We start from the raw sequence: 23,662 nt of genomic DNA on the forward strand, positions 1-23,662 counted from the left end.
AGCATCCCTTCTTTGTTACTTCTTGCCATGGTTTTCGATTGCCCAGAGGATCTCCTGATAGATCTTCTCGCTTGCATCGTGCGCTGCCAGCTTTGTCGCGTCGTGCCCCATCCGGTGCAGACGGTCGCGGTCGCTCAGCAGATCCTGAATCTCGTCGTACAGCACCTGCGGATTGGCGTTCTTCTCGAGCAGAACACGGCAGCCGCCCTCCTTTTCGAGCGCGCGCGCGTTCTTCTCCTGGTGGTTCTCCGCCACATACGGAGACGGCACCAGCAGTGCCGGACGGCCGAGCATGCACAGCTCACCGAGAGTGGCCGCACCTGCGCGGCACACGATCAGGTCAGCCGCCGCCATGCGGTCGGCCATGTCGTAGATGTACTCGGTCACTTCGATGTTCGGGTGCGCGTCAAAGTCGGCGCCCTGCTCCTTCGCCATTCTGGGCAGCCACTCACAGGCCGCCGCACCGGTTGCGTGAACATGGTGATAGGGCACGCCGTTTTTACATTCGAGCGCCAGCTCACCGGCCATGTGCTCGTTCATGTACTTTGCACCCATCGAGCCCCAGAAGGATACGACCAGCTGGTCATCATCGGTCAGGCCGAACTTCTCGCGTGCCTTTACGCGGTCCGCAGCCAGAATCTCACCGCGCACCGGCGCACCGGTCAGAATGATCTTATCTCCGCCGCCGAGCAGCTCCTTTGCCTGTTCAAAGCAAACGAGTACGCGGTCCGCGTCCTTTGCAAGCATCTGCGTTACCTTGCCGGGCAGCGCGTTGACCTCGAGCAGCACGGTCGGAATGCCGAGTTGCTGTGCCGCGCGTACCACCGCGAACGACGCATAGCCGCCGCAGCCGATCACGCAGTCCGGCTTGGCCTGCTTCAGCAGCTTTTTCGCCTTGCTGACCGCCGAGACAGCCAGCTTTGCCGCCTTCAGATTGTGCAGAATGCCCTTCGGGCTCATCGAGCGCGACATGCCGATGATCTCGATGGTGTCCAGCGGGTATCCCTCACGCGGGACCAGCTTATTTTCAATGCCGCGTGCCGAACCGGCAAAACGCACCGTCGTCTGCGGCTGCTTTTTTTCAAAATAGCGTGCAATGGCAAGCCCCGGTGTAACGTGACCGCCCGTGCCGCCTCCCGTAATGTACAGTTTCAAAACTGAGTTCCCCTCTCCTGTTTGTTACTTTTCAAATGCAAGGTAGGATCACATGGTCCGGCAAAGTCTGTTTACCGGATCATGTGGTACTGCCTGACAGCAATATCACAGTCATCGAGGCTGTTTGTATGCTGCAAACAGCCTCGATTTGCATAAGGCAACACCGCACAATTAAAGCAGCGGCTTCTTGCGCAGGCTCCGGTCGCGCTGCCGCGGCGCTTTGCGAAAATTATGCGGTATTGCCATAACTTAATCCTGATTTCTTCCGTCAATCCGCATATACCGCGATATATTGAGCAGGATGCCCATCTCGCCGAGCTGCAGCAGCAACGCTGTGCCGCCATAGCTGAAAAACGGCAGAGCCGCGCCGGTTACCGGCATGATGCCGGTGACAACGAACAGGTTCATCAGCGTCTGGATAGCCAGCTTGGCGGTGATACCGGTCGCCAGAAGACTGCCGAATTTATCCGGTGCATAGCGCGCCACACGGAATCCGCGGTAAATAAGGTACGCGAACAGCAGAATAACCAGCAGAGCGCCGATCAGACCCATCTCCTCGCACCAGGTGGCAAAGATGAAGTCGTTATGCGGCTCCGGCAGGTACAGCTGCTTCTGCAGGCCGTTGCCGAGTCCGCGTCCGAGCAGGCCGCCCGAGCCGATGGCAATCTGGCTCATCGAGCCTTGCAGACCTTTGTTCGCCATATCCGAAAACGGATTGAGCCAGACTTCAAAACGGTCTCGTACATGCTTAAACGCAACATAGAATGCCGCAACTACGCCTGCACCCAGTCCCAAAATCGGCGCAAAGTACCACAGGCGCATACCGCCTGCCAGCAGGATGATAATGCCGATGCCGCAGATGATGATCATCGCCGAGGTATGTGGCTCCAGGTACAGCAGACCGATGTACAGCGCCAGCAGCAGACCGTACGGCTGCACCATGGTCTTGACGCTGCGCACGCTCTTCGGGTCACGCGCTACCCAGTAGGAAAAGCAGATGATGACGGTCAGCTTTGCGATCTCAGACGGCTGAAAGCCGAACAGCCAGCGTTGTGCATTATTAACCGTTGTACCGATGCCCGGTATCACAACCAGAACCAGCAGCGCGACCGATATCCACATGATGATGTTGTGAATGCCCGCGTACATGCGGTACGGAATCTTGGAAAGAACGATCATCGCCGCAAGACCGATCGCGGCGAAAATGCCCTGACGCATGATAAAGTATGTCGCGCTGCCCTTGTAGAACATCGCGTTGGTATAGCTTGCCGAGAACAGCGCGATCAGACCGGTGATCAGCAGCAGCAGCACCGAGAAGAACACACCGGTATCCCAGATATGCGCCTTCATGCTGCGCATGCGTCTGCGCTTCGGCTTTGCGGTGCCGGTATGGTAACGCTCCTTCGGCACCGGCTCCCGCGAAGGACGCGCCGGTTTGCCGCTCGGCGCATTCCGCGGCATGGGACGGCGCGACGCCGGCCGGTACTGCGGATTCGTCTTTCCAGTTGTCGAAGCCATAGGGTTACCTCCGAATTACGAATTAAAACAGCGGTGCGAGTGCCACATGGTAGGCCAGCAGGCACAGCACAACCGTGATGCCGGTGAATACCAGCACGATTTTCTTCTCGCCCCAGCCGCACATTTCAAAGTGGTGGTGGATCGGCGCCATCTTGAACAGGCGCTTACCGTGGGTCGCCTTGAAGTAGGTGACCTGCAGGATAACGGACAGCGTTTCGATGATGTAAATCAGGCCGACCAGCAGCAGGATGAGCGGCATTTCACACGCAAATGCCAGACCCGCAACCGCACCGCCGAGGAACAGCGAGCCGGTATCGCCCATGAACACCTTAGCCGGATTGAAGTTATAGCGCAGGAAGCCCAGCAGCGCACCCGCGAGTGCCGCCGAGAAGATCACAACGCCCATATCTCCGCGGCGGAAGCCGACGAACACGAAGAAGATGGCAACCGGCAGCGTAACGCTTGCTGCCAGACCGTCGATGCCGTCGGTCAGATTGACGGCGTTGTCCGCGCCGACGATAACGAACGCCGCGAACACGATATACAGCGGCCACGGCCAGCTGAACGAAATGCCTGTGAACGGAATCCACAGCTGCGGCAGACCGCTCGACCCCAGGAACAGTACGAGGATGAACACGCCGGCAACCAGAATCTGGAGCACCAGCTTCTGCTTCGGGGTCAGACCCGCGTTTTCCTTTTTCTTGATCTTGGCGTAGTCATCGACCAGACCGACCGCACCGTAGGCCACGGCAAGGCCGAGCACCGCAAGCGACGAGACCGAAATCTCACCCATCACGATATTGCCGATAATGACTGCCGCCGCGATACCGATAATGAACATAAATCCGCCCATTGTCGGAATATTCTGTTTGTTCATGTGCCATTTCGGTCCGATTTCAAGAATCTTCTGACCGAATTTCATTTTCCGCAGATAGTTGATGACCGCCGGACCGATAGCCAGCGTAATCACCAGTGCGATCGCGAAAACAAGCACAGCCTGTTTCATGCTTCAACTTCCTCCCCTAAAAACATTGCAAGTGCGCGTTCCATGCGCATGCCGCGGCTGCCCTTGAACAGCAGCGCGTCTCCTTTTTTCGCGTCCTCGCGCAGTGCCGCGACAAGCGCGGTCTGGTCGTCGAACGCATACGCATGCTCCATGCCCTTCTCCCTAGCACCGGCTACCATGGCCGCTGCATCCGGACCGTAGGCGTACAGGGCGTCCGCGTACTGCGCCGCCGCACGACCGGCACGGCGATGACCTTCCTCGGCGTAATCGCCCAGCTCGAGCATCGAGCCGAGAACCGCAAACCGGCGGCCGTCCCCGGCCATGCCGCCAAGCACGGACAGCGTAGCCTCCATCGCATCCGGACTTGCGTTGTAGCAGTCCGCATAGATGTGATAGCCATCCTGCTCATAGATGTTCTGGCGCATGCCGCTTGCCTGATAGCTGATAAGTCCCTGCGCGATCAGCGCGGGCATTTCACCGAGCAGCAGACCGACGGCTGCCGCCGCCAGTGCATTGAGCACATTATGCTTGCCCGGAATACTCAGCTTCGCGGTGAATTTCTCTCCGACCGGCAGGTGCGCCGCGGCAAGACCGTTATTTACTATATCAAATGTACCGTCGCTGTGCAAGTCCGCAGTAAGGTCGCAGGCGGAATTTTCGATGCCATATGTTACCACCTTGCAGCCGAGGCTGCCGCGTTTGTCCCACAGAAGCGGCTCATCGCCGCAGAGAACAGCCGTGCCGCCCCCCTGCAGACCCTCGAGAATCTCCAGCTTGGCCTTGCAGATGCCCTCACGCGAGCCGAGGAACTCGATATGCGAAGTGCCGATATTGGTGATAACCGCCAGATTCGGTCTGGCAGCCGCCGTCATGCGGGAAAGCTCACCGAAATGGTTCATGCCCATCTCGGCTACCAGCACTTCAGTATCCCTGGTCATACGCATGAGCGTCAGCGGCAGACCAATCTCATTATTCAGGTTGCCTTCTGTCTTCTGTGCGCGGAAGCCCTGCGAGAGAACGGCATACAGCAGCTCCTTGGTGGTGGTCTTGCCGACCGAGCCGGTCACGCCGACGACTTTGCCGCCGCACATCGTGCGGTAGCCGCCCGCGAGGTCAAGCAGCGCCTGCGAGGTGTTCTCAACGTACAGCGCCGGCACCGGATACTCCTCATTCTCGCGGTGGCTCATCACGGCTGCGGCGCCGTTCTCGATGGCCTTGCCGATGAAATCGTGCGCGTCAAACCGCTCGCCCTTAATCGGCAGGAACAGCGCCTCCGGCGGAATCTGCCGCGAATCGGTCGTGACCGCCGTCAGAGCCGCCTCACCCTTTGCTTCGCCGTGTGTCCATGCCGCCGCCTGCGCTAATGTAAATCGTTCCATGCCGTTTCCCCCAATAATTATCAAATCTCGCCGCTGCTTGCAGCGGCTTACATTAAGACAGGTTTTCCTTTCGGAAAACCGTGTCTTTGTTCCCGTCCGCAGACGACCATGTGCTTGCACATGGTATTCAATTAGAAATTGCCTGCAATTTCATAAAAACCGGGAGCATGTATCTCGGTTTTTATTCCCCGACCCAGCCGCCTTGGGGCGCAGCGCGGCAGCAAAGCCGCGCAAGGATAGCGCCGAGCGTCATTCGGGTTTCGGAGAACGGTTTCCTTAGGAACCGTTCTCCGTAGATAGGGGACTTTTGAAGTCCCCTATCACGCGAAATATTCCGCTACGATCTCGCGTTCATCCATGTGGTGCTTCACATGGTTTACTTCCTGATAGGTCTCATGTCCCTTGCCCATCAGCACGATGATATCGTCCTTCTGCGCGTGTGCAAGTGCCCAGTGGATCGCCTCCGGACGGTCCACGATGACCTGCATCGGCGTATCCGAATCCTTCATGCCCTCGAGAATGTCGTCGATGATGGCCTTCGGCTCCTCGGTGCGCGGATTATCGCTCGTTACAACGCAGAAGTCCGCGAGATCCGCCGCAATTTTACCCATCTTCGGGCGCTTGGTGCGGTCACGGTCGCCGCCGCAGCCGAACAGAGCAACAACACGGCCCTTTGCAAAGCCGCGAACGGCCTTGAGCACGTTCTCCACGCCGTCCGGTGAATGTGCGTAGTCGATGAGCACGGTGTAATCCGTATCGGTCGGCACGACCTCAACGCGGCCCTTAACACCGGTTGCGGTTGCCATGGACTTCGCCGCAGCCGCAAGCGGCATGCCGAGCTGCAGCACGATGCCGAGTGCGGTCAGTGCATTCTCGACCGAGAAATGACCCGGAATCGGCAGCTTGACATCTGCCTTTTCACCCTGATACTGCGCGGTAAACTCCACGCCATCCGCGTGCAGCTGCAGGTCGGTCGCTTCGAGATCAGCCTCCGGCTTGCCGCAGGAGAAGGTCATGCACGGGCACTTTGCGTCCGCGAGCATCTTCTCTGCCGCAGCATCATCCAGATTGATAACGCCCTTCTTGCTGATGGAGAACAGCAGCGCCTTTGCCTTGCGGTACTCCTCCATGGTCTTGTGGAAATCGAGGTGATCCTGCGTCAGATTGGTGAACGCGCCAACCGCAAACGGAATGCCGTGCACGCGGTCAAGCACCATAGAGTGCGAGGAAACCTCCATGATCACATGCGTGCAGCCTGCGTCTCTCATGCGGGCAAACAGCGTGTGCAGCTCGTAGGATTCCGGCGTGGTGCGCTCGGTTTCGATCACTTCATCACCGATGAGGTTCTGGTTGGTGCCGATCAGACCCACCTTGTGGCCTGCGTCCTCAAGCATGTGCTTGACGAGGTAGGTCGTGGTGGTCTTGCCGTTGGTGCCGGTCACGCCGAGCATGACCATGCTCTCCGCCGGATGACCGAAGCGGTTTGCCGCGATCTCAGCCAGCGCAATACGGGAATTCTCCACAACGACTGCGGGGACGCCCTCCGACGCCTCCTCGCAGACAACGGCTGCCGCGCCCTGCTCCATCGCCTTGACGATGTACTTGTGGCCATCGGTCGCGTAGCCGCGGATGGCTACAAACAGGTCGCCCGGCTGTACCGCGCGGGAGTCGTAACGCACTTCCTTGATGTCAATATCCTGCGCGGCAGTGCTGTTTTTCACTGCTACATTCTTCAAAAGTTCCTGTAATTTCATAATTTCCTCCTATCGGTCGTTGACCGTCGTTGTATCGGAAAATTCTACCGTGACAACCGCACCGAGGCTTACCTTGGTACCGGCCTCCGGACTCTGCTTGGTCGCGGTGGTATCGCCTGTGATCTGCGCGGACGAAACACCCTTCTGCTTGAGGTACAGACCGTACTCCTCCAACGTATCGCGGCACTCATCCGGCGACATGCCGGACAGATCGGGCACTTCAACTGCCTCAGTCGGCTTTTCCTCGCCCATGTAGACGATAACCTTGCCACTGGCCGCAATGCGCATGCCTGCACTCGGCACCTGATCGGTGACGGTATCGCCGTCGCCCTTGATGATGCAGTCAAAGCCTGCGTCGGACAGCGTGGAAATCGCATCGTCGCGCGTCTTGCCGGATACACTCGGCACGGTCAGCTCACGGCGGTCGCTCTCGCTGTCGTCGTAGACCGGCGTAATGCCGATATACGGCAGCACATCCTCCATGATGCGGCCGACAACCGGAGCGGCGATCGTACCGCCGGTATGCGTTGCGGACTCCGGCAGGTCGTTGATGGAGACCAGAACCGCGATCTGCGGGTCGTCCATCGGCGCTACGCCGATGAAGGAGGCCGTGTAGCGGTCCTCGGTATCGAGCACCTTGCCGTCACTGTCGTATTCGGGCTGAATCTCGGAGGTCGCAGTCTTGCCGCCGACGCGGTAGCCGGGCACATACGCGTTCTTGCCGGTGCCGTTTGCGACAACCTGCTCCATCGCCTCGCGCATGTAAGCGGAGGTATCCTCGGAAATGACCTGTCGGACCACCTCGGTCTCGTTCGTAGACTTGACCGAGCCGTCTCCGCTCAGCACTTCCTTGACGACGTACGGCTTTTTCAGCTTGCCATCGTCCACGATCGCGCAGACCATGTTCAGCATCTGAATCGGCGTTACCGTGAAGCGCTGACCGAACGATGCGGTTGCCAGTGCGACTTCGTTCCAGTCACTGGCAACATCCAGTTTATGGAACTGACCCTTGCCCTCACCCGGCAGGTCGATGCCGGTCGGCTCGGTCAGGCCGAACGCCTTGTAAAAGTTGTAAAACCGATCCATGCCGACGCTCTGGGCAATCTGCATCATCGCTACGTTGCAGGAATTCATCAAGGCTTCGGTCAGCGTCTGCATGCCGTGGCCGCTTGTGTTTGCACACTTGATTTCCCAGTTCTCCACCTGCAGGGAGCCACCGCAGTAGTAGGTGTCCTCGGCATGGGTAGCACCCAGATCATACGCGGTGGAGACCGTCATCAGCTTGAAGGTGGAGCCCGGCTCGTAGTTATCCGCGATAACCGGATTGCGCCACGTTTTCATCAGGATATTGACGCGGGCGCTGCCCAGCTCATCCACCAGATCAGAATTGTCATGAATCGCCTCCGGCAGATTGTCCAGACCGCCCTTCTCATACCAGGCATCCGGAATTTCGACCTTTACGTTCTCTTCCTTGAGGATTTTCGCAACATTTTCCTTGAGTTCGTTGATATACTTGTCGTTGGTCAGCTCATATGCACTGTTCGGGTCAAAGTCCGGCAGGTTCGCCATGGCGAGCACCTCACCGGTCTTGACGTCCATGACGATGCCGGAAACGCCGTCTCGCGCCTCCGGATTGTCGGCAAGTGCGGTCTCGAGGTGCTTTTCCAGATAGTTCTGGATATCGCTGTCGATGGTCAGCACAAGAGAGTTGCCGTCGGTCGCAGGGATATACTGCTGGGTCTCCGGCATAATGTCCTTGTTCTGCTGGTTCTGCACGCGCACCAGACGGCCCGCCGTGCCGGAAAGCTCGTCGTTATACTCGGATTCCAGGCCGTACGCGCCGTTGTTGTCGCTGCCGACGTATCCCAGAACCGCAGACAGGAAGGCGCCATGCTGATAGTACCGCTTGGTATCCGGCTCGGAGTAGACGCCGGTGCAGTCTGCCGCTTCGAGCTTCTCATCCAGTTCCTTGGATACGTCCTTATCGACCTTCTGCGCGATAATTTCGTACTGCGAGTTCGTCTTCCGGAGCTTCTCCATCACGGTATCGTAATCCACATCCAGCGTTTCGGACAGGATGGTCGCAAGCGTCTGCTGCTGACTTTCCGCCGTGATGCCCTTCTTGACCTTGCTCTCGTCCACAACGGCCTTCGGATCGACCGTAATGCGCTCTACGGCGGCGGATTCAGCCAGAACCTGCATGTTCGCGTCGTAGATCTTGCCGCGGTTGGGCGTGATGAACGTGTCGCGCGTCTGCAGCGCTGTCGCCTGCTGCACATAGAAATCGTGATTGAATACCTGCATATACAGCAGCCGCACGCCTACCAGCCCGAAACCGATCAGTGCAAACAGCACGGTCAGTCCGCGGATACGCGTGCGCATTTGATGGTTGGGTCCCTTAACTGCCATTTAGTCAGCCTCCATATTGTTCCTGAAAAAGCGTAAGGAGTCAGAAGTTATCCACCTCTCACTCCCCTGTACGCATTGTATTCAACTGCTTATCGGATATATTCCACAAGTGCGGAAAAGCGCGCTGCCAGTGCGCTCCACAGACCGTGCAGCGTCATGCTGTCGTCTGCAACGGTGACAAGATCCGGATTGGTCAGCTCCACATATTCGATCTGCGAATTGTCCATCTTGACCATTCCGAGCGTGTCCGTGGCGTACTGCTCTACCTCATCCATGTTCATGCTGTTCATCTGCTTGGTCGTCAGAGAAACATTCTCCGACTGCAGCTCGCTGAGCAGGTCGCTCTGCTCACTCGCTTCCGCGGTAAGCTGGGTCAGCTGCATCTGGCAGAACAGGATAAACGCCGCCGTGATCGCCACCAGAAAAATGCACGGATACACGCCCTGCATCACAGCAGGCTTGCGGCGGTGCTTCTTTTTCTTGACCGGCGCTGCCGCTACCTGCAGATGGCGTTTCGGCTGTACCTCACGCTGCGCAGGAACCTGATCTTCATATTTTCTTGCCGCGTTGTTCCTGCCAGAAGCCATCTTGCGCTTTCCTTTCTTTTGAATTTGCTTTTTCGGTTTAGATTTTTTCACAAACCCGGAGCTTCGCGCTTCGGGCGCGCGGATTCTCCTCAATTTCCCTTTCATCCGGCAGGATCGGCTTGCGCGGCGTCAGCCGAACCTTCGGCTTTTTGCCGCAGATGCATACCGGAAAGTCCTTCGGACAGGTGCAGCCCTGTGCCGCCTGCTGAAAAGCCGCCTTGACGATGCGGTCCTCCAGGCTGTGGAAGGTGATGACCGCCAGTCTACCGCCCGGATTGAGACAGTCGATGGCTTTTTCCATTGCTTCCCGCACCGCGCCCAGCTCATCGTTTACCGCAATGCGGATCGCCTGAAAGCTGCGCTTCGCCGGATGCTGCTTTTCTCGCAGCGCTTTCGCGGGCATGGCGCCCTTGATTACACGGACAAGCTCCAGCGTGGTCTGGATCGGCTTGTCTGCGCGTTCGCGCTCGATCGCCGCTGCGATCAGCGGTGCGTAGCGCTCCTCGCCGTACTCAAACAGAATGCGGCGGATCTCCTCACGGCTCCAGCCGTTCACCACATCATATGCGGTCAGCTTCTGCTGCCGGTCCATGCGCATATCGAGCGGCGCATCCTGCATGTAGGAAAAGCCGCGCTCGGCATGATCCAGCTGTGGAGAGGAAACGCCGAGGTCGAACAGAATGCCGTCCGCACCTGCCAGTCCCTGTCCCTCGAGCACCTTGTCGATATCGCGGAAGTCGCTCTTGACCGGTGTGACACGCTGCCACACATCCTTGAGGCGGTCCATCGCGTTTTCGAGTGCTTCGTCATCTCTGTCAATGCAAATCAAACGACCGGTATCATGCAAACGCTCCGCAATGCGGAGCGAGTGACCGGCGCCGCCGGTCGTGGCGTCCACATAAACGCCGTCCGGCTTGATCTGCAGAGCCTCAAGGCAAGGCTCAAGCAAAATGGATACATGATGAAATTCCATAGTTCCCTGCCCTTTTGTTAAAAATCAATATCTTCTACGTCCGCGGCAACAACTTCCGCGTCGATCTCGTCATTGTAAGCGCGCCACTTGTCGCTGTTCCAGATTTCCGCGTGGTCGAGCTGACCGATCACGGTAACATCCTTCTGCAGCTCCGCAAAGGTACGCAGATTTGCGGGAATGAGGATGCGGCCCTGTGCGTCGAGCTGTGCATCGAACGCATTGGCGAAGTAGTAGCGCTTGACGCGTCTTGCCTTTTCGCCGTTGCCAAGCGTGCGGATCTTGTCCTCCAGACGCTTCCATTCCGCTTCCGGATATACGGACAGACAGCCATCGAGGCCCTTGGTGACCGTGAAGTGCTCGCCGAGCTCCTCGCGCAGCTTGGCCGGCATTGCCAGACGACCCTTAGCGTCTATGGAATGCTTGTATTCGCCCTTCACTCATTCACACCTACCCTTCCGCTTTGGTGGAATTTGTGACACTTTACCCCACAACTCTCCACCTTGATTTTATTATAGCGGTACGGAGAATAGATTGCAAGATATTTTTTGCATTATTGCACGAAAAATTCGGGCGTTTTTCTTGCAAATTTTATAGTTTTCGCAATTTTTACGAACAGTTGTTCGATTGTGTTCGTATGCGGTGTTTTCCTGCATTTTACTGCGAAGTGGAGAGTTATCCCAAAGCTTATCCACAGAGTGTGTATTTTTGTGCAATCTCAGCCGGACATTTTTCAGGTTGGTGGCACAAAGTGGGTGTAAGGTTCTCTTTTTCGGTGCCGGTGGTGAGGAGTGGGTGATGGCGTGGTGCAGACAAAGTGACGGCTGTTATCAAATAAAATTCGCAGGTGCCGTCCGCAACAACGCGTAAGCAAATTGTGCGGCACTGTCATGCCGCACCCAGCGTAGAGTTGCCGATATGTGTAGCAGTACGCTGTCTGTGAACTGCAAATTTTTCACGAAAGGCACGCAACGGTAACCCAACTGCCGTTCCTCTATTTCGCAGCGGTCGCCGCTCTCTGGTTTGCGCCAGACTCTTTTAGGAAAGGGGTGATTCACAAGAGGGTGGAAACCTTGGTGTCTACCCTCTTGTGCGCCCGCCGCGCAGGCAAGAACCGTTCGCCTATCCGGCGAAAAACTCCCGCCCGTTAGAAACGAACACGCTCACGCAGTTCGTGTCTCCCAGTCACCCTGTGCCGAGAAAGGCTACGCAGAATTCCCGTTGTGCCGGTACCGCAAAGAACACGAAAAAGCAGCCACCCGAAGGTGACTGCCTGCATTTCGGTTTTACTTTGCGATGCTCTTGAAGCGCTGGCGTGCCTTGCGGACCTCCTCCAGACCGAGAGCCACTGCCTCCTCGGTACGCTTGAGGGTATCCTCGCAGTACTCATTTGCCACGCGGCGCAGCTCACGAGCCTGAATCTCGGCGTTGCCCTGTACTTCCTTGGCCTTGCGGCGTGCCGCTACGACGATCTCGGTCTCGGAGACCATCTGACGTGCATCCTCCTCAGCCTGACGGCGGATCGCCTCAGCCTCGCGCTTGCCGGATGCCAGCATCTCACTGCGCTTTGCAACAATTTCCTGTGCCTGCTGCAGATCGTTCGGCAGAGCCTCACGCAGCTCGTCCAGCATATCCAGCATGTGGTCACGCTCTACGATGCACTTCTCGCCTGCCAGCGGAATGCCCTTTGCGTCCTGCACCATATCATACATGCGGTTAATGAGTTCCTCTAAAGTTGCCATTTTACTCTCCCTTTCTAATTCGGCGCACAATGTCCTGCATAATCCCCTCGGGAACAAAATCGGCGACACCGCCGCCGTGTACCGCAATATCCTTCACGATCGAGGAAGAGAGGTACATATATTCCGCACTTGTCATCAAAAACACGGTATCCAGCTCAGGATTGAGCTTGCGGTTGGCAAGTGCCATTTGGAATTCGTATTCAAAATCCGAAACCGCACGCAGACCCTTTACGATGGCGCATGCGTTTTTCTGCTTGGCGTAGTCTGCCAGCAGGCCGCCGAAGGATTCCACCTCGACGTTCGGCAGGTCAGCCGTTGTCCGCTTTAAGAATCCCACACGTTCCTCGGCGGAAAAAGCGGGTTTTTTGTTCTGGTTGTGCATTACCGCAACGATCAGCCGGTCAAACATGACCGACGCACGGCGGATGATATCCAGATGTCCCAGTGTAACAGGGTCAAAGCTGCCCGGATAAATCGCAATTTTCATTTATTTCATTCCGTTTCGCCACTCTGCCGCTGCAGAATGGTAATCATGGTTGCGCCGTAGCGGCGTTCCCGCACGACTGCGAAGCCGTGGGAGAATCTGTCCTCTACTGCACTTTCGCATATTATTATACCATTTACAGAGAGAATGTCAAACGTTTCTATCTGTTTCAGCGCATTTTCTAAGATCACGCCGCCGTACGGAGGATCCAGAAAGATCACGTCGTACCGTTCCCTGCCTGCTTTGGAAACAAATTCCGCTGCCTCCGTGCGGTGGAGCGCCGCCTTATCCTTCACACGCGCACTTTCGACGTTTTTGCTCACGATGCCGTAAGCTGCCTTGTTGTGCTCGACAAAATCGCAGTGCGCAGCGCCGCGCGAGAGCGCCTCAATGCCAAGCTGACCGGTGCCCGCAAACAGGTCGAGCACCTCGGCACCGCGCACATGATCCTGTATCAGATTGAATACGTTTTCTTTTACCCGATCGGTGGTCGGGCGGGTGTTCATGCCGGGCACGGGCTGCAATTTACAGCCCCGCGCAGTTCCGGATACAACTCTCATGGTAGCCTCCTGCTGAAATTTTTTAACAATAACATCACTCTATCGTGTAGGGCGGGATGAGAGCACCCCGCCCTATGGAAACCCAGATACATCATGCGGTTTCATACTATTTATGAATCCTGATGAAAAAATTCGTAAACGCTCTGCGCGGCATTCCTCGGCAGAATCCTTGCCAGCTCCTGCTCGGACGCCTGCTTGATATTCTCAATGCTGCCGAAGTGCTTGAGCAGGTCGGTTCTGCGCTTATCGCCCACGCCCGGGATTTTATCCAGTGTGGAGCCGCGCACCTTTTTGCCGCCCAGCTTGCGGTTATACTCGATGGCGAACCGGTGGACCTCCTCCTGCATACGGCCGATGAGCGCAAACAGCGCCGGAGTCGCCGAGATGCCGAACTCACGGCCGTCCGGTGCAACGAGGGCACGGGTACGGTGGCGGTCGTCCTTGACCATGCCGAAGCACGGAACCGACAGCCCGAACGAGTCAAGCACCTCCTTACAGACATGCACATGACCCAGACCGCCGTCGATCATGAACGCATTCGGCAGCGGCGCAAACTTCTCGTCGCCGTCCACATAGCGCTGCACGCGGCGCGTGAGCATTTCACGCATGGAGGCATAGTCGTCCTGTCCGTTGGCAGCACACGCAATCTTAAACTTGCGGTAGTCGCTCTTTTTCGGCTGACCCTCGACAAACACGATCATCGAGCCGACCGTATCCTGTCCGGCGAAGTTGGAAATGTCGTAGGCTTCCAGCCGGAGCGGCAATGCCGCCATACCGGTGACATTCTGCAGCAGTTCAAGCGATTTATGCCGTCTCTCAGACTGCTTCTCTCTGCGTTCGATCTCCTCGAAGGCGTTTTTCTCCGCGAGGCGGGTCAGCACCCGGCGTTCGCCGCGCTGCGGCACGGCAAGCTCCACCTTGCACTCTGCGATGGATGAAAGGTACTCACCCACGGCGTCCTGCTCCTCGATTTCATGCGAGAGCAAAACGGTTTTCGCCACCGCATTGCGCTGCGCGTAATACTGCTTGATGAACGAGGAAAGCACCTCGGCAGGGTCGCTCTCGGTGACGTGGAAGAACGTGTATTCCTTATCCTGCAGCGTGCCGCCGCTGTAATGCAGCACGCAGACACACGCGCGGGTCTGTCCCTGCACAAAGGCGATAACATCCAGTTCCGCGAACGCACCCGCGACAACATGCTGCCTGGTGCCCAGCTTCTGGATGGCACGCAGACGGTCGCGCAGGACGGCGGCACGCTCGAACTGCAGTTCCTCGGCCGCTTCGTTCATCTTCTCGGTCAGCTCACGCTCGAGTTTTTTTGCGTCGCCCTCGAACAGCGAGATCGCCTGTTCGATCAGCGCGTGATACTCCTCCGGACTGACCTTGCCGGTGCACGGCGCGCAGCAGCGGCCAAGGTGCAGATTCAGGCATGGACGGTCCTTGCCGATGTCCCGCGGGAAGGAACGCGCACAGCTTTTCAGGTGCAGTGCTTCACCAATCGTATCAATCGCTCGTCTTGCGGCGCCGCGGCCCATGTACGGACCAAAGTACCGTGCTCCGTCATGTGCAGGCTTGGAGACAATTTTGAAATCCGGGTAGGGCAGCGTAGTGTCCAGCCGCACATAGGGATAGCCTTTGTCGTCCTTGAGCAGAATGTTGTACTTCGGCTTGTACTTCTTTATCATCGAGTTCTCGAGCACGAGCGCTTCAAACTCGCTGTCCGTGACGATGATATCGAAGTCGTCGATATGGCTGACCAGCTGGCGCGTCTTGGCGTTCAGCCGTTCGGGAGGCTGGAAGTAGTTGGACACGCGGTTGCGGAGCAGCTTGGCCTTGCCGACGTAAATCACCTTTCCGGTCTTATCCTTGTGCATATAAACGCCGGGCTGCATGGGCAGCCTGCGCACGCGCTCCTTCAGCTGTTCTCTTGTCATGCGGACTGCCCTCCTTGCCCTCAATCGTCATTTGCAAAAATAAAAGCGCCGATCAAAACAACCGGCGCTTTTCCCTCAGGACGCGATAACTTAGTCAGTAAAATTGGATGTGATAAGCTCAACCAGTGCGGAAACAGCCTCTTCCTCATCCGGGCCATCAGCGATCAGGTTGATGGTAGTGCCCTTGGTGATACCCAGGGACAGAATGCCGAGCAGGCTCTTCGCGTTTACGCGGCGCTCTTCCTTTTCTACCAGGATGGTAGACTTGAACTCATTTGCCTTCTGAATGAAAAAAGTTGCCGGGCGGGCATATAAGCCTACCTGATTGGTAACCTGTACCTCTTTTGAATACATATCTGCATCGCTCCTATTTCTTCAAATCCGTTGTATATAGTCTATCGCTTTTTTGCATTTTCGTCAAGGACTATTTCCAGATGTGCCCTTTGCTTTTTAAATGAATTTTTCAAAAAACGTACTGATTTATAGGGCATTATGCCCTATTCGCCGGTTTCCGATTCCTAAAACAGGTATTTTTAGGGCAATACCACATAATTCATTAAAAGAAATCTATGCGTAAACTGTGCAGGATTGCCTCAGCGCAATTCGACGATTGTTACGCCCTGCTCTCCTTCGCCGTAAACACCGCTGCGGACGCTCTTGACGCGCTTGTTTTTCCGCAGATGCTGCTGCACAGCCGTGCGGAGCACGCCGGTTCCCTTGCCGTGGATGACCGTGACAGACGGCAGTCCGGCCATGATGGCGCGCGACAGGAAGTTGTCCACCTCGAAGAGGGCCTCCTCGGCGCTCATGCCGCGCACATCGACCTCGCTTTCCGCCGAGCGGATGTTGAGTTCTCTGCGCGGAGCGTCACGCCGCGGCTGCGGCTTGGGCTTAGGCGCGTTCTTCTTCTCCTCGACGAGGCGCAGCTCGTTCTCCTTGACCGTCATCTTCATCGGGCCGGCCTGCACCTGCACGCCGCCGTCCCTGTCCGCCGGAGCAAGCACAGTCGCAATAACGCCGCCGACGTTGAGCAGGCGCACGCGGTCGCCCTTCTGCACCGAACGGATCTCGTCAGCCTCGACAACGCGCTTCTGGATGCCGCGGCGCTGTTCGTTCTCGGTTTGGGTGATGACACCGCGCAGCGCCGCCTTGGCTGCCGCGAGGTTCTGGTCGGCGTTCTTCTTCTGCGCCTTCTTTTTGAGCGTTTCCAGCTCATCAAACACGGTTTCCGCCGTCATGCGGGCATTTTTGAGGATGTTGTCCGCCTGTCCGCGGGCGCTCTCCATCATCTTGTCCACACGATCCTCGGCGGCATCGCGCTCGGCACGCATCTTGTCGCGCTCGGACTGCGCCGCAGAGCGCATGCGCTGCGCTTCTTCCTTCATCTGCTCGACACGGCGGCGTTCGCGCTCCAGTTCCGCCAGAACGTCCTCGAAGCGGGCGTCCTCGGTGGAGACCTGCTCCTTCGCCCGCTCGATGATGGTCGGCTGCAGACCCAGACGAGCCGCAATCGCGAACGCATTCGACTTGCCCGGAATACCGGTCAGCAGACGGTAGGTCGGCTGCAGGGATTTGACGTCAAACTCACAGGAGGCGTTCTCTACACCGTCCGTGGTCAGCGCAAAGGTTTTCAGCTCGGCGTAGTGCGTGGTCGCAGCAACGCACGCGCCCATCTGGCGGGCATAGCCGATGACGGCAACCGCCAGTGCCGCGCCCTCGACCGGGTCGGTACCCGCACCCAATTCGTCGAACAGCACGAGGTCGCCCTGCCCGCAGCAGTCCATAATAGACACGATGGTCTTCATGTGCGCAGAGAACGTGGACAGGCTCTGCTCGATGCTCTGCTCGTCACCGATATCGGCGTAAACATGCTCAAACAGGCCGATTTCCGACTGTTCATTCGCCGGAATATGCAGGCCGCTTGCCGCCATGAGCGACAGCAGGCCGAGCGTTTTGAGCGAAACCGTCTTGCCGCCGGTGTTCGGACCGGTGATGACGAGGGTGTCGTAATCGTAGCCGATGGCGATGTCAATCGGCACCGCCTTGTCCTTATCCAGCAGCGGATGACGCGCACGGAGCAGCTTGCAGCGGCTGCCGTCCTCGACCAGTACGGGCGCACAGGCGTTCATATCGAACGACAGCTTGGCACGCGCAAAGATGAAGTCCAGCGTGGTCAGCGCATCGTAGTCCTGCTCGATGGCGCCCTTATACATGGACACGCGCGATGACAGTTCCGCGAGAATGCGCTCGATCTCGTTTTCCTCGCGGCCCTCGAGCACCTTAATCTGGTTGTTGATTTCCACGACCTGCTGCGGCTCGACGAACACGGTCGCACCGGTGGACGAGGTATCGTGCACCAGACCGGGCACATCGCCGCGGTGCTCCACCTTGACCGGCACAACGAAGCGGCCGTTTCTCTGGGTGATAATATTCTCCTGCAGGTACTTGGAGCGCTCGCCCGAGATCATGCGGTTGAGCGTTTCGCGCACCTTGCCGGACACGCGGCGCAGTTCACGTCGGATGCTCAGCAACTCGGGAGACGCGCCGTCCGCGATCTCCTCCTCGGAGATGATGGCGGTCGTGATAGATTCCTCCAGATCACGGTTGCCGGAGAGCAGACCGAAAATGGGCGTGAGCGTGGTCTTGGTTTCGTGCTCGGCATCGTACAGCAGAGCACGGCGCGCGGTCTGCAGCAGGCTTGCCACCGCCAGCAGCTCGCGCGGATTGAGCGTACCGCCGCGGTCCGCGCGGGACAGGATCGCGCCTACCTCTCGGATGCCGCCAAAGGCAGGACTGCCCTGACGAACCATCAGGTCCTTCGCGTCCGTGGTCTGCTGCAGCCACAGCTCGGCCTGCTCGTGGTCGTCCAGCGGACGAAGTGCACGGCATTTCTCCTTTGCCGCCTGGGATGCCGCCTGTCCGGCCAGTTTTTCCAGTATTTCGTAGTATTCCAGTGTTTTAAGGGATTTTTCGCCTAATTTGTTCATTTCAAACTCCCGTAAAATCTTCTTGTTGTTTATTCGCTTTCGCAGGGTGCGCCGAGGTCGTCGCACCCTACGATATAGCTGTGCATTATCTTATAACTGCGTTTACCCCATCCAAACCAGCACCGCCATGACCGCCAGCGACACGATGACAAGCACCATATTGCCGCGCCAGATGCGCAGCAGTGCTGCACCGGTCTCGCCGCTTTCCTCGGCAACGTACTGCCACTGTTCTCTTCGACCGGGGTTCCAGAACCAGATAAAGCCGAACTCGGCAGCAATGCGCTGATAGTCCTCAACCGGCAGATTGGCCTTGCAGTCGTTCAGGAAGTACCGTCCCAGCCACAGCATATATCCGATGGCGCACAGTACACCGAGCAGCAGCGCAGGCATTTTTACGCTCGGTATGAGCCAGAACAAGGCAATCACACAGACGTCTGTAAGAATCAGGTTTTTGGTTACCTTCCACATGGAAACTGCTTTGCGATCCATACCGCTGCTCCTTTCTCGGGATAGGTTTGCATATCTGATGATAGATCGTGCAGGCTCGTCACTTCTACACTCTTCTACACAGTTATTTTATAGGCATCTGCAGCGATTGATAAAACTGCAGACTTTCGAACCCGCGTCCGAGGTGGTACTTCACATACTCCTCGGCCATGCCGCAGAACTGCTCTCTGGCGGGTCCGCTGAGTGCGAACGCATAGACCTTGTTCGGCTCGGCTGTAAGCACATGAAGCATCGCCCGCAGGGTACTGTCCACAAGCTGTGCATAACCGCCGACTCTCCCCGCGCACTTTGCGTCCGCGGCTGTGCCCGCCCGAACGGAAAAGCACACCGGCGGGTTCTCTATCACCTCGCTGCACACACCGCACGAGGTTAAATCCGGTGCGTAGCCGCTCTCAGCCATAATGCGCCACTCGAAAGCTGCCTTGACAAGCTCGGGGTTGCGTTTGCCGCCCTCGAGTGCGTATAGCGCGTACAGCAGCAGACGGCACAAGGCCGGATTGTCAAAATCCGGCACAGTCAGAGCGGTTGTCAGCTCGTTTAAGTAGCACGACAGCGCGTACTTCTCAATATCGCCTGCCAGCGCGAAAAACGAGTGTACCAGGTCGGCGTCCCGCAGGGTGTACCTGCCGCCTCTGTCCGACAGAATGAACTCCGAGTAGCACAGCTGCCGTGCCGCCGGATTTTGCTTTTTTCCGCGCCGCGCGTTCTTGCACAGGATTTCAATCCTGCGGCCGTCCTCGGTCAGTGCGGTCAGATAGCGGTCAAAGTCACCGAAATCCACCTCGCGCAGACCGAGTGCCCGCAGCTTGACCTCGGCCATTTACTGATCCTCGTAGCCGAAGTTGCGCATCTGGTACTGGTTGTTGCGCCAGCCCTCCTTGACCTTGACCCACAGCTCGAGGAATACCTTGGCATCCAGCATGCGCTCGATGTCCGCGCGCGCCTGCTGGCCGATTTCTTTCAGCATCGCGCCGCGCTTGCCGATGATAATGCCCTTGTGGCTGGCCTTCTCGCAGTAGATCACCGCGTTGATCTCCACCAGACCGTCCTCGCGCTCGTTCCAGCGCTCAATGCCGACGGCTACACCGTGCGGAACCTCGCGGTCGAGCAGGCGCAGCATCTTCTCGCGGATAATTTCAGCGACAAGCTGACGCTCCGGCTGATCGGAGACCATGTCCTCCGGGAACAGCTGCGGGCCTTCGATCGCATACTTGTCGATTTCGGTGAGCAGCTCCTCTACACCCTCGCCTGTGCGTGCCGAGATGGGCACAACCGCGTCGAACTCATGTGCTGCCGCGTAGGTCGCAATGACAGCGAGCAGCTCTTCCTTCTTGACGGTGTCGATCTTATTGATAACGAGGATCGCCGGCATGTGATGCTGCTTGATCTGTGCAATCAGGCTTTCCTCAGCAGGACCGATGTTCGGGATAGGCTCTACCACCAGAACGGCAACGTCCACCTCGGAAACCGTGTCCGTCACCACCTTGCACATGTAGTCGCCCAGACGGGAGCGCGGCTTGTGCAGACCCGGGGTGTCCAGCAGAACATACTGCGTTTCACCGCGGCTGAGTACGCCCGTAATGCGCGTGCGCGTGGTCTGCGGCTTGCTCGATACGATAGCCACCTTCTGGCCGACCAGCTTGTTTGTCAGCGTGGATTTGCCCACGTTCGGCCGTCCTACAACGGATACGACCGCAGTTTTTGTAATCTTGCTCATTATTTATCTCCAGTACAGTAATTGAGAATTGAGAATGGAAAATTGAAAATGTCGCTATTCTTGCGCGAGTTCCGTCCGCGCTGCGACGAGCTATTCTTGCGCGAGTTCCGTCCGCGCTGCGACGAGCTATCCTTGCGCGAATTCTCCATTTTCCATTCTCCATTATTATTGAATTCTTCCAAAATGAAAAACGAACCAAACCGCAAACGGCACGGTGACCACAACCGCCATGCCAAGCCACAGCCTGTACCACAAAAATTTGATGGCTGCCGCAAGCACGCCGTTTCCGATAAAGATACACGCGCCGACCGCGACGCACGCTGCCGCGCACACAAACACACCTGCCGCCGCGATATCCTTCGCGTTGCGTACCATGCCGTCATACCCGCTCGCCTGCTTGTCGCACAGGCGCTCGATGGCGGTATTCAGCAGCTCCGCGCCCATGGTAAGGCCGAAGCAGATACACAGGATGGCCGCTTCGGTCATGCTCACGCCGCCGAACACGCCGAACAGGATGACGTAGAACGCCGCCGTCATGTGCACGCGGAAGTTGCGCTCGTCATGGATGCACAGCCGCAGACCGCGGAAGGCGTGCAGAAAGCTCTCGCTCAGTTTTCGAATATTCTTTTTCATGGCTCAGTCCCGCGTCAGACCGAGGAACGCAAGGTTGTCCTCTTCCTTGCTGCGCATCAGGCGAGTGTCCTCGTCATTGCGCTCGTGGTCGTAGCCGAGCAGATGCAGCACGGAATGCGTGGTCAGGTAGCCGCACTCTCTTGCAGGCGAGTGCCCGAACTGCTCTGCCTGCTCACAGGCGCGCGTGTAGCACAGGATCATATCACCGAGCATGACACAGCCGGAGTCCGGTTCGGCCTCCAGCTCCTCCTGCGGCTCACCGTTGAGGAATTCGTACATCGGGAACGAGAGGACGTCTGTCACGGCATCCTTATTCCGGTACTCGGCATTCATCTCGCGGATGGCGTCGGCATCGACAACGGTAACGTCGATTTCGGCGTCAAAGTCCACCTGCTCGCTCGTCAGCACGCGCTCGGCGCAGGTGCGAATAAGCTCACGCACGCTGTTTTCGTCTGCTACCTCGGTCTCAAAGCCGATATTGATCTGATGATTCATCATTTTCCCTCCTTGCGGCGGGTCGGAAGGCGCTTTCCTGCCGGTTTTGCGGCAGGCTTGCCCTTGCCCTTTTTGTTTTCGTACTCTGCATACGCCTTGACGATGCGCTGCACTAGCTCATGGCGCACAACGTCCTTTTCGGTCAGGAAGCACTGGGCGATGCCCTCTACGCCGTCCAGCACGCGCAGCGCCTCGCGCAGACCGGACTGCTTGCCGTCCGGCAGGTCAATCTGGGTAATATCGCCCGTAATGACTGCCTTGGAGCCGAAGCCCAGTCGGGTGAGGAACATTTTCATCTGCTCGGGCGTGGTATTCTGCGCCTCATCGAGAATAATGAAGCTGTCGTCGAGCGTGCGTCCGCGCATGTACGCAAGCGGAGCAACCTCGATGGAGCCGCGCTCCTGATACTTGGTGAAGTTTTCCGCGCCGAGCATATCGAACAGACCGTCATACAGCGGGCGCAGATACGGGTCTACCTTGCTCTGCAGGTCGCCGGGCAGAAAGCCGAGCTTTTCGCCCGCCTCGACCGCCGGGCGGGTCAGGATGATACGAGACACCTGCTTGTCCCGAAAGGCCGCAACAGCCGCCGCAACGGCGAGATAGGTCTTGCCGGTACCGGCAGGGCCAACGCCCATGACGATAGTGTTCTTGCGGATAGCCTCCATGTATTTTTTCTGGCCGAGCGTTTTCGCCTTGACCGGCTTGCCCTTGGCTGTGATGCACAGCACATCGCGGCTCATCGTGTGAACCTCGCTCTCGCGGCCGTCCTTTGCCAAACCGATGACGTACTGCACGGTCTGGGTGCCGATGGATTCTCCGCGGCCTGCCATCGCCAGCAGCGCCGTAATCGCGCGTGCAGCGATGGACACACCTTCGTCCTCGCCGGTGATTTTCAGCTCGGTTCCGCGGCTGATGACCGAGACGTTCAGTTCCCGCTCGATCTGCTTGATGTTTTCGTCAAATGCACCGAATACTGCCATCAGCAGTTCGGTTTGTTCAATCTGCATTACCTGTTCTATGATTACACCCTCTTATGTTTAATTAGTAATTAGAGTTAGGAATTAAATGTTAGTTTTCATCCGTGCAAGGCAGGAGGCAGGCGCTTTCCCTGTCGTTACCTGCTCTCCTGCGGATAGTGTTTATCTATCAAATAAACTGTATGCAAGTGTATGTATCTGTTGCAATAACTCGTTCAACATACAGTTGCATACGGTTACATACAGTTAATTTTCATATATCTGCAGCAATACATGATGTTTTACCGTAGGGTGCGGCAAGGTGAATTGCGGCAACGCCGCAAGAGAAGGTGCCCTGGGGTACGACTCGGCGCACCGTTGTAAACAATCTGCACATTGCCTAACCGTAGGGGCGAACATTGTTCGCCCACACAACGTAAAATCATACGTTTTTCCAATTGTGAATCCAGTTTCCAACCGCGACAATCAGCCACACCACCGAAACCGCCGTCGGCAGAAACATTGCGGCAGCTGTGGACGTCATAAAATTCGTCACGCCGAAAAACGGCACGAGGAACACACTAAACGGCAGCAGCACCGAATTTGCCGGAAGGATATCCACCGTCATAAGCAAACCGGCTGCCGCACCAATCGCAATCAGCGCCGATGCAATCGTCAGCAGACACATTGCGGTATTGTGTTTCCGCCATGCGCACACCAGTAGCGATATCAGCACGATAAACACCGCGCTGACGCAGAATTTGCCTGCACTCGCGGAACCGCCGTGAAGCCAGTCCGAGCCGTTTACGGCAAATGCTGCTGCGGTGCTCAGTCCTGCGAGAATCGTCGCGGGTTTACGGTTCATAGGC

Annotated in this window: 22 protein-coding genes; all 22 read right to left on the reverse strand. The window is 57.4% G+C overall.

Translation table 11 applies throughout. From position 1 onward, the window contains the following. Positions 1-15: 15 nt before the first annotated feature. A complete protein-coding gene (murG, locus tag DW806_RS02390; RefSeq protein ID WP_118728979.1) occupies positions 16-1,155 on the reverse strand; it encodes an undecaprenyldiphospho-muramoylpentapeptide beta-N-acetylglucosaminyltransferase in 1,140 nt (379 codons plus the stop codon). Positions 1,156-1,404: 249 nt separating this feature from the next. Further along, positions 1,405-2,673 (reverse strand): FtsW/RodA/SpoVE family cell cycle protein, encoded by a 1,269-nt coding sequence (locus DW806_RS02395; RefSeq protein ID WP_118728980.1) that lies wholly within the window; start codon positions 2,671-2,673, stop codon positions 1,405-1,407. Between the two features lie 22 nt (positions 2,674-2,695). Continuing rightward, complete coding sequence (mraY, locus tag DW806_RS02400; RefSeq protein WP_110436336.1) at positions 2,696-3,679, reverse strand: phospho-N-acetylmuramoyl-pentapeptide-transferase; 984 nt, start codon at positions 3,677-3,679, stop codon at positions 2,696-2,698. Further along, a complete protein-coding gene (locus tag DW806_RS02405) occupies positions 3,676-5,058 on the reverse strand; it encodes a UDP-N-acetylmuramoyl-tripeptide--D-alanyl-D-alanine ligase (RefSeq protein WP_118728981.1) in 1,383 nt (460 codons plus the stop codon). The genes mraY and DW806_RS02405 overlap by 4 nt, the downstream gene beginning before the upstream one ends. Before the next feature lie 320 nt (positions 5,059-5,378). Then, a complete protein-coding gene (locus tag DW806_RS02410; RefSeq protein ID WP_118728982.1) occupies positions 5,379-6,812 on the reverse strand; it encodes a UDP-N-acetylmuramoyl-L-alanyl-D-glutamate--2,6-diaminopimelate ligase in 1,434 nt (477 codons plus the stop codon). Between the two features lie 9 nt (positions 6,813-6,821). Further along, the gene (locus tag DW806_RS02415; RefSeq protein ID WP_118728983.1) at positions 6,822-9,221 is read right to left on the reverse strand and encodes a penicillin-binding transpeptidase domain-containing protein; all 2,400 of its coding nucleotides are present in this window, start codon (positions 9,219-9,221) and stop codon (positions 6,822-6,824) included. A gap of 89 nt (positions 9,222-9,310) precedes the next feature. Beyond that, positions 9,311-9,808 carry a cell division protein FtsL gene (locus tag DW806_RS02420; protein ID WP_118360326.1) on the reverse strand — a complete coding sequence of 166 codons (498 nt, stop codon included), beginning with the start codon at positions 9,806-9,808 and terminating at the stop codon, positions 9,311-9,313. A gap of 37 nt (positions 9,809-9,845) precedes the next feature. Next, on the reverse strand, positions 9,846-10,781 hold the full coding sequence (gene rsmH / locus DW806_RS02425) for a 16S rRNA (cytosine(1402)-N(4))-methyltransferase RsmH (RefSeq protein WP_118728984.1): 936 nt from the start codon (positions 10,779-10,781) through the stop codon (positions 9,846-9,848). A gap of 17 nt (positions 10,782-10,798) precedes the next feature. After that, on the reverse strand, positions 10,799-11,218 hold the full coding sequence (gene mraZ / locus DW806_RS02430; RefSeq protein WP_227600590.1) for a division/cell wall cluster transcriptional repressor MraZ: 420 nt from the start codon (positions 11,216-11,218) through the stop codon (positions 10,799-10,801). A gap of 846 nt (positions 11,219-12,064) precedes the next feature. After that, complete coding sequence (locus tag DW806_RS02435; RefSeq protein ID WP_110436330.1) at positions 12,065-12,520, reverse strand: hypothetical protein; 456 nt, start codon at positions 12,518-12,520, stop codon at positions 12,065-12,067. Between the two features lies 1 nt (position 12,521). Continuing rightward, a complete protein-coding gene (gene coaD, locus DW806_RS02440; RefSeq protein WP_118728985.1) occupies positions 12,522-13,007 on the reverse strand; it encodes a pantetheine-phosphate adenylyltransferase in 486 nt (161 codons plus the stop codon). Positions 13,008-13,012: 5 nt separating this feature from the next. After that, the gene (gene rsmD / locus DW806_RS02445; protein ID WP_118285618.1) at positions 13,013-13,564 is read right to left on the reverse strand and encodes a 16S rRNA (guanine(966)-N(2))-methyltransferase RsmD; all 552 of its coding nucleotides are present in this window, start codon (positions 13,562-13,564) and stop codon (positions 13,013-13,015) included. Positions 13,565-13,674: 110 nt separating this feature from the next. Beyond that, positions 13,675-15,498, reverse strand: a complete 1,824-nt coding sequence (gene uvrC, locus DW806_RS02450) for an excinuclease ABC subunit UvrC (RefSeq protein WP_118728986.1) — start codon at positions 15,496-15,498, stop codon at positions 13,675-13,677. A gap of 90 nt (positions 15,499-15,588) precedes the next feature. Next, positions 15,589-15,852, reverse strand: a complete 264-nt coding sequence (locus DW806_RS02455; protein WP_107632189.1) for an HPr family phosphocarrier protein — start codon at positions 15,850-15,852, stop codon at positions 15,589-15,591. 239 nt (positions 15,853-16,091) lie between these two features. After that, positions 16,092-18,485 (reverse strand): endonuclease MutS2, encoded by a 2,394-nt coding sequence (locus tag DW806_RS02460; RefSeq protein WP_118728987.1) that lies wholly within the window; start codon positions 18,483-18,485, stop codon positions 16,092-16,094. 102 nt (positions 18,486-18,587) lie between these two features. Beyond that, positions 18,588-18,974, reverse strand: a complete 387-nt coding sequence (locus DW806_RS02465) for a hypothetical protein (protein WP_118728988.1) — start codon at positions 18,972-18,974, stop codon at positions 18,588-18,590. Between the two features lie 82 nt (positions 18,975-19,056). Further along, positions 19,057-19,812: a DNA repair protein RecO gene (recO, locus tag DW806_RS02470; protein WP_118728989.1), complete on the reverse strand. Its 756-nt coding sequence runs from the start codon at positions 19,810-19,812 to the stop codon at positions 19,057-19,059. Then, positions 19,813-20,709, reverse strand: coding sequence for a GTPase Era (era, locus tag DW806_RS02475; RefSeq protein ID WP_118728990.1), 897 nt, complete (start codon positions 20,707-20,709; stop codon positions 19,813-19,815). Positions 20,710-20,874: 165 nt separating this feature from the next. After that, a complete protein-coding gene (locus DW806_RS02480) occupies positions 20,875-21,342 on the reverse strand; it encodes a diacylglycerol kinase family protein (protein ID WP_110436322.1) in 468 nt (155 codons plus the stop codon). A gap of 3 nt (positions 21,343-21,345) precedes the next feature. Beyond that, the gene (gene ybeY / locus DW806_RS02485; RefSeq protein ID WP_242988007.1) at positions 21,346-21,840 is read right to left on the reverse strand and encodes an rRNA maturation RNase YbeY; all 495 of its coding nucleotides are present in this window, start codon (positions 21,838-21,840) and stop codon (positions 21,346-21,348) included. Beyond that, positions 21,837-22,844, reverse strand: coding sequence for a PhoH family protein (locus DW806_RS02490; protein ID WP_110436320.1), 1,008 nt, complete (start codon positions 22,842-22,844; stop codon positions 21,837-21,839). Before DW806_RS02490 ends, ybeY begins: the two co-directional genes overlap by 4 nt. 391 nt (positions 22,845-23,235) lie before the next feature. Then, on the reverse strand, positions 23,236-23,658 hold the full coding sequence (locus DW806_RS02495) for a hypothetical protein (RefSeq protein WP_118728991.1): 423 nt from the start codon (positions 23,656-23,658) through the stop codon (positions 23,236-23,238). Positions 23,659-23,662 lie beyond the last annotated feature (4 nt).

Source organism: Butyricicoccus sp. AM32-19, assembly GCF_003480365.1.
GTDB lineage: Bacteria > Bacillota > Clostridia > Oscillospirales > Butyricicoccaceae > Agathobaculum > Agathobaculum butyriciproducens.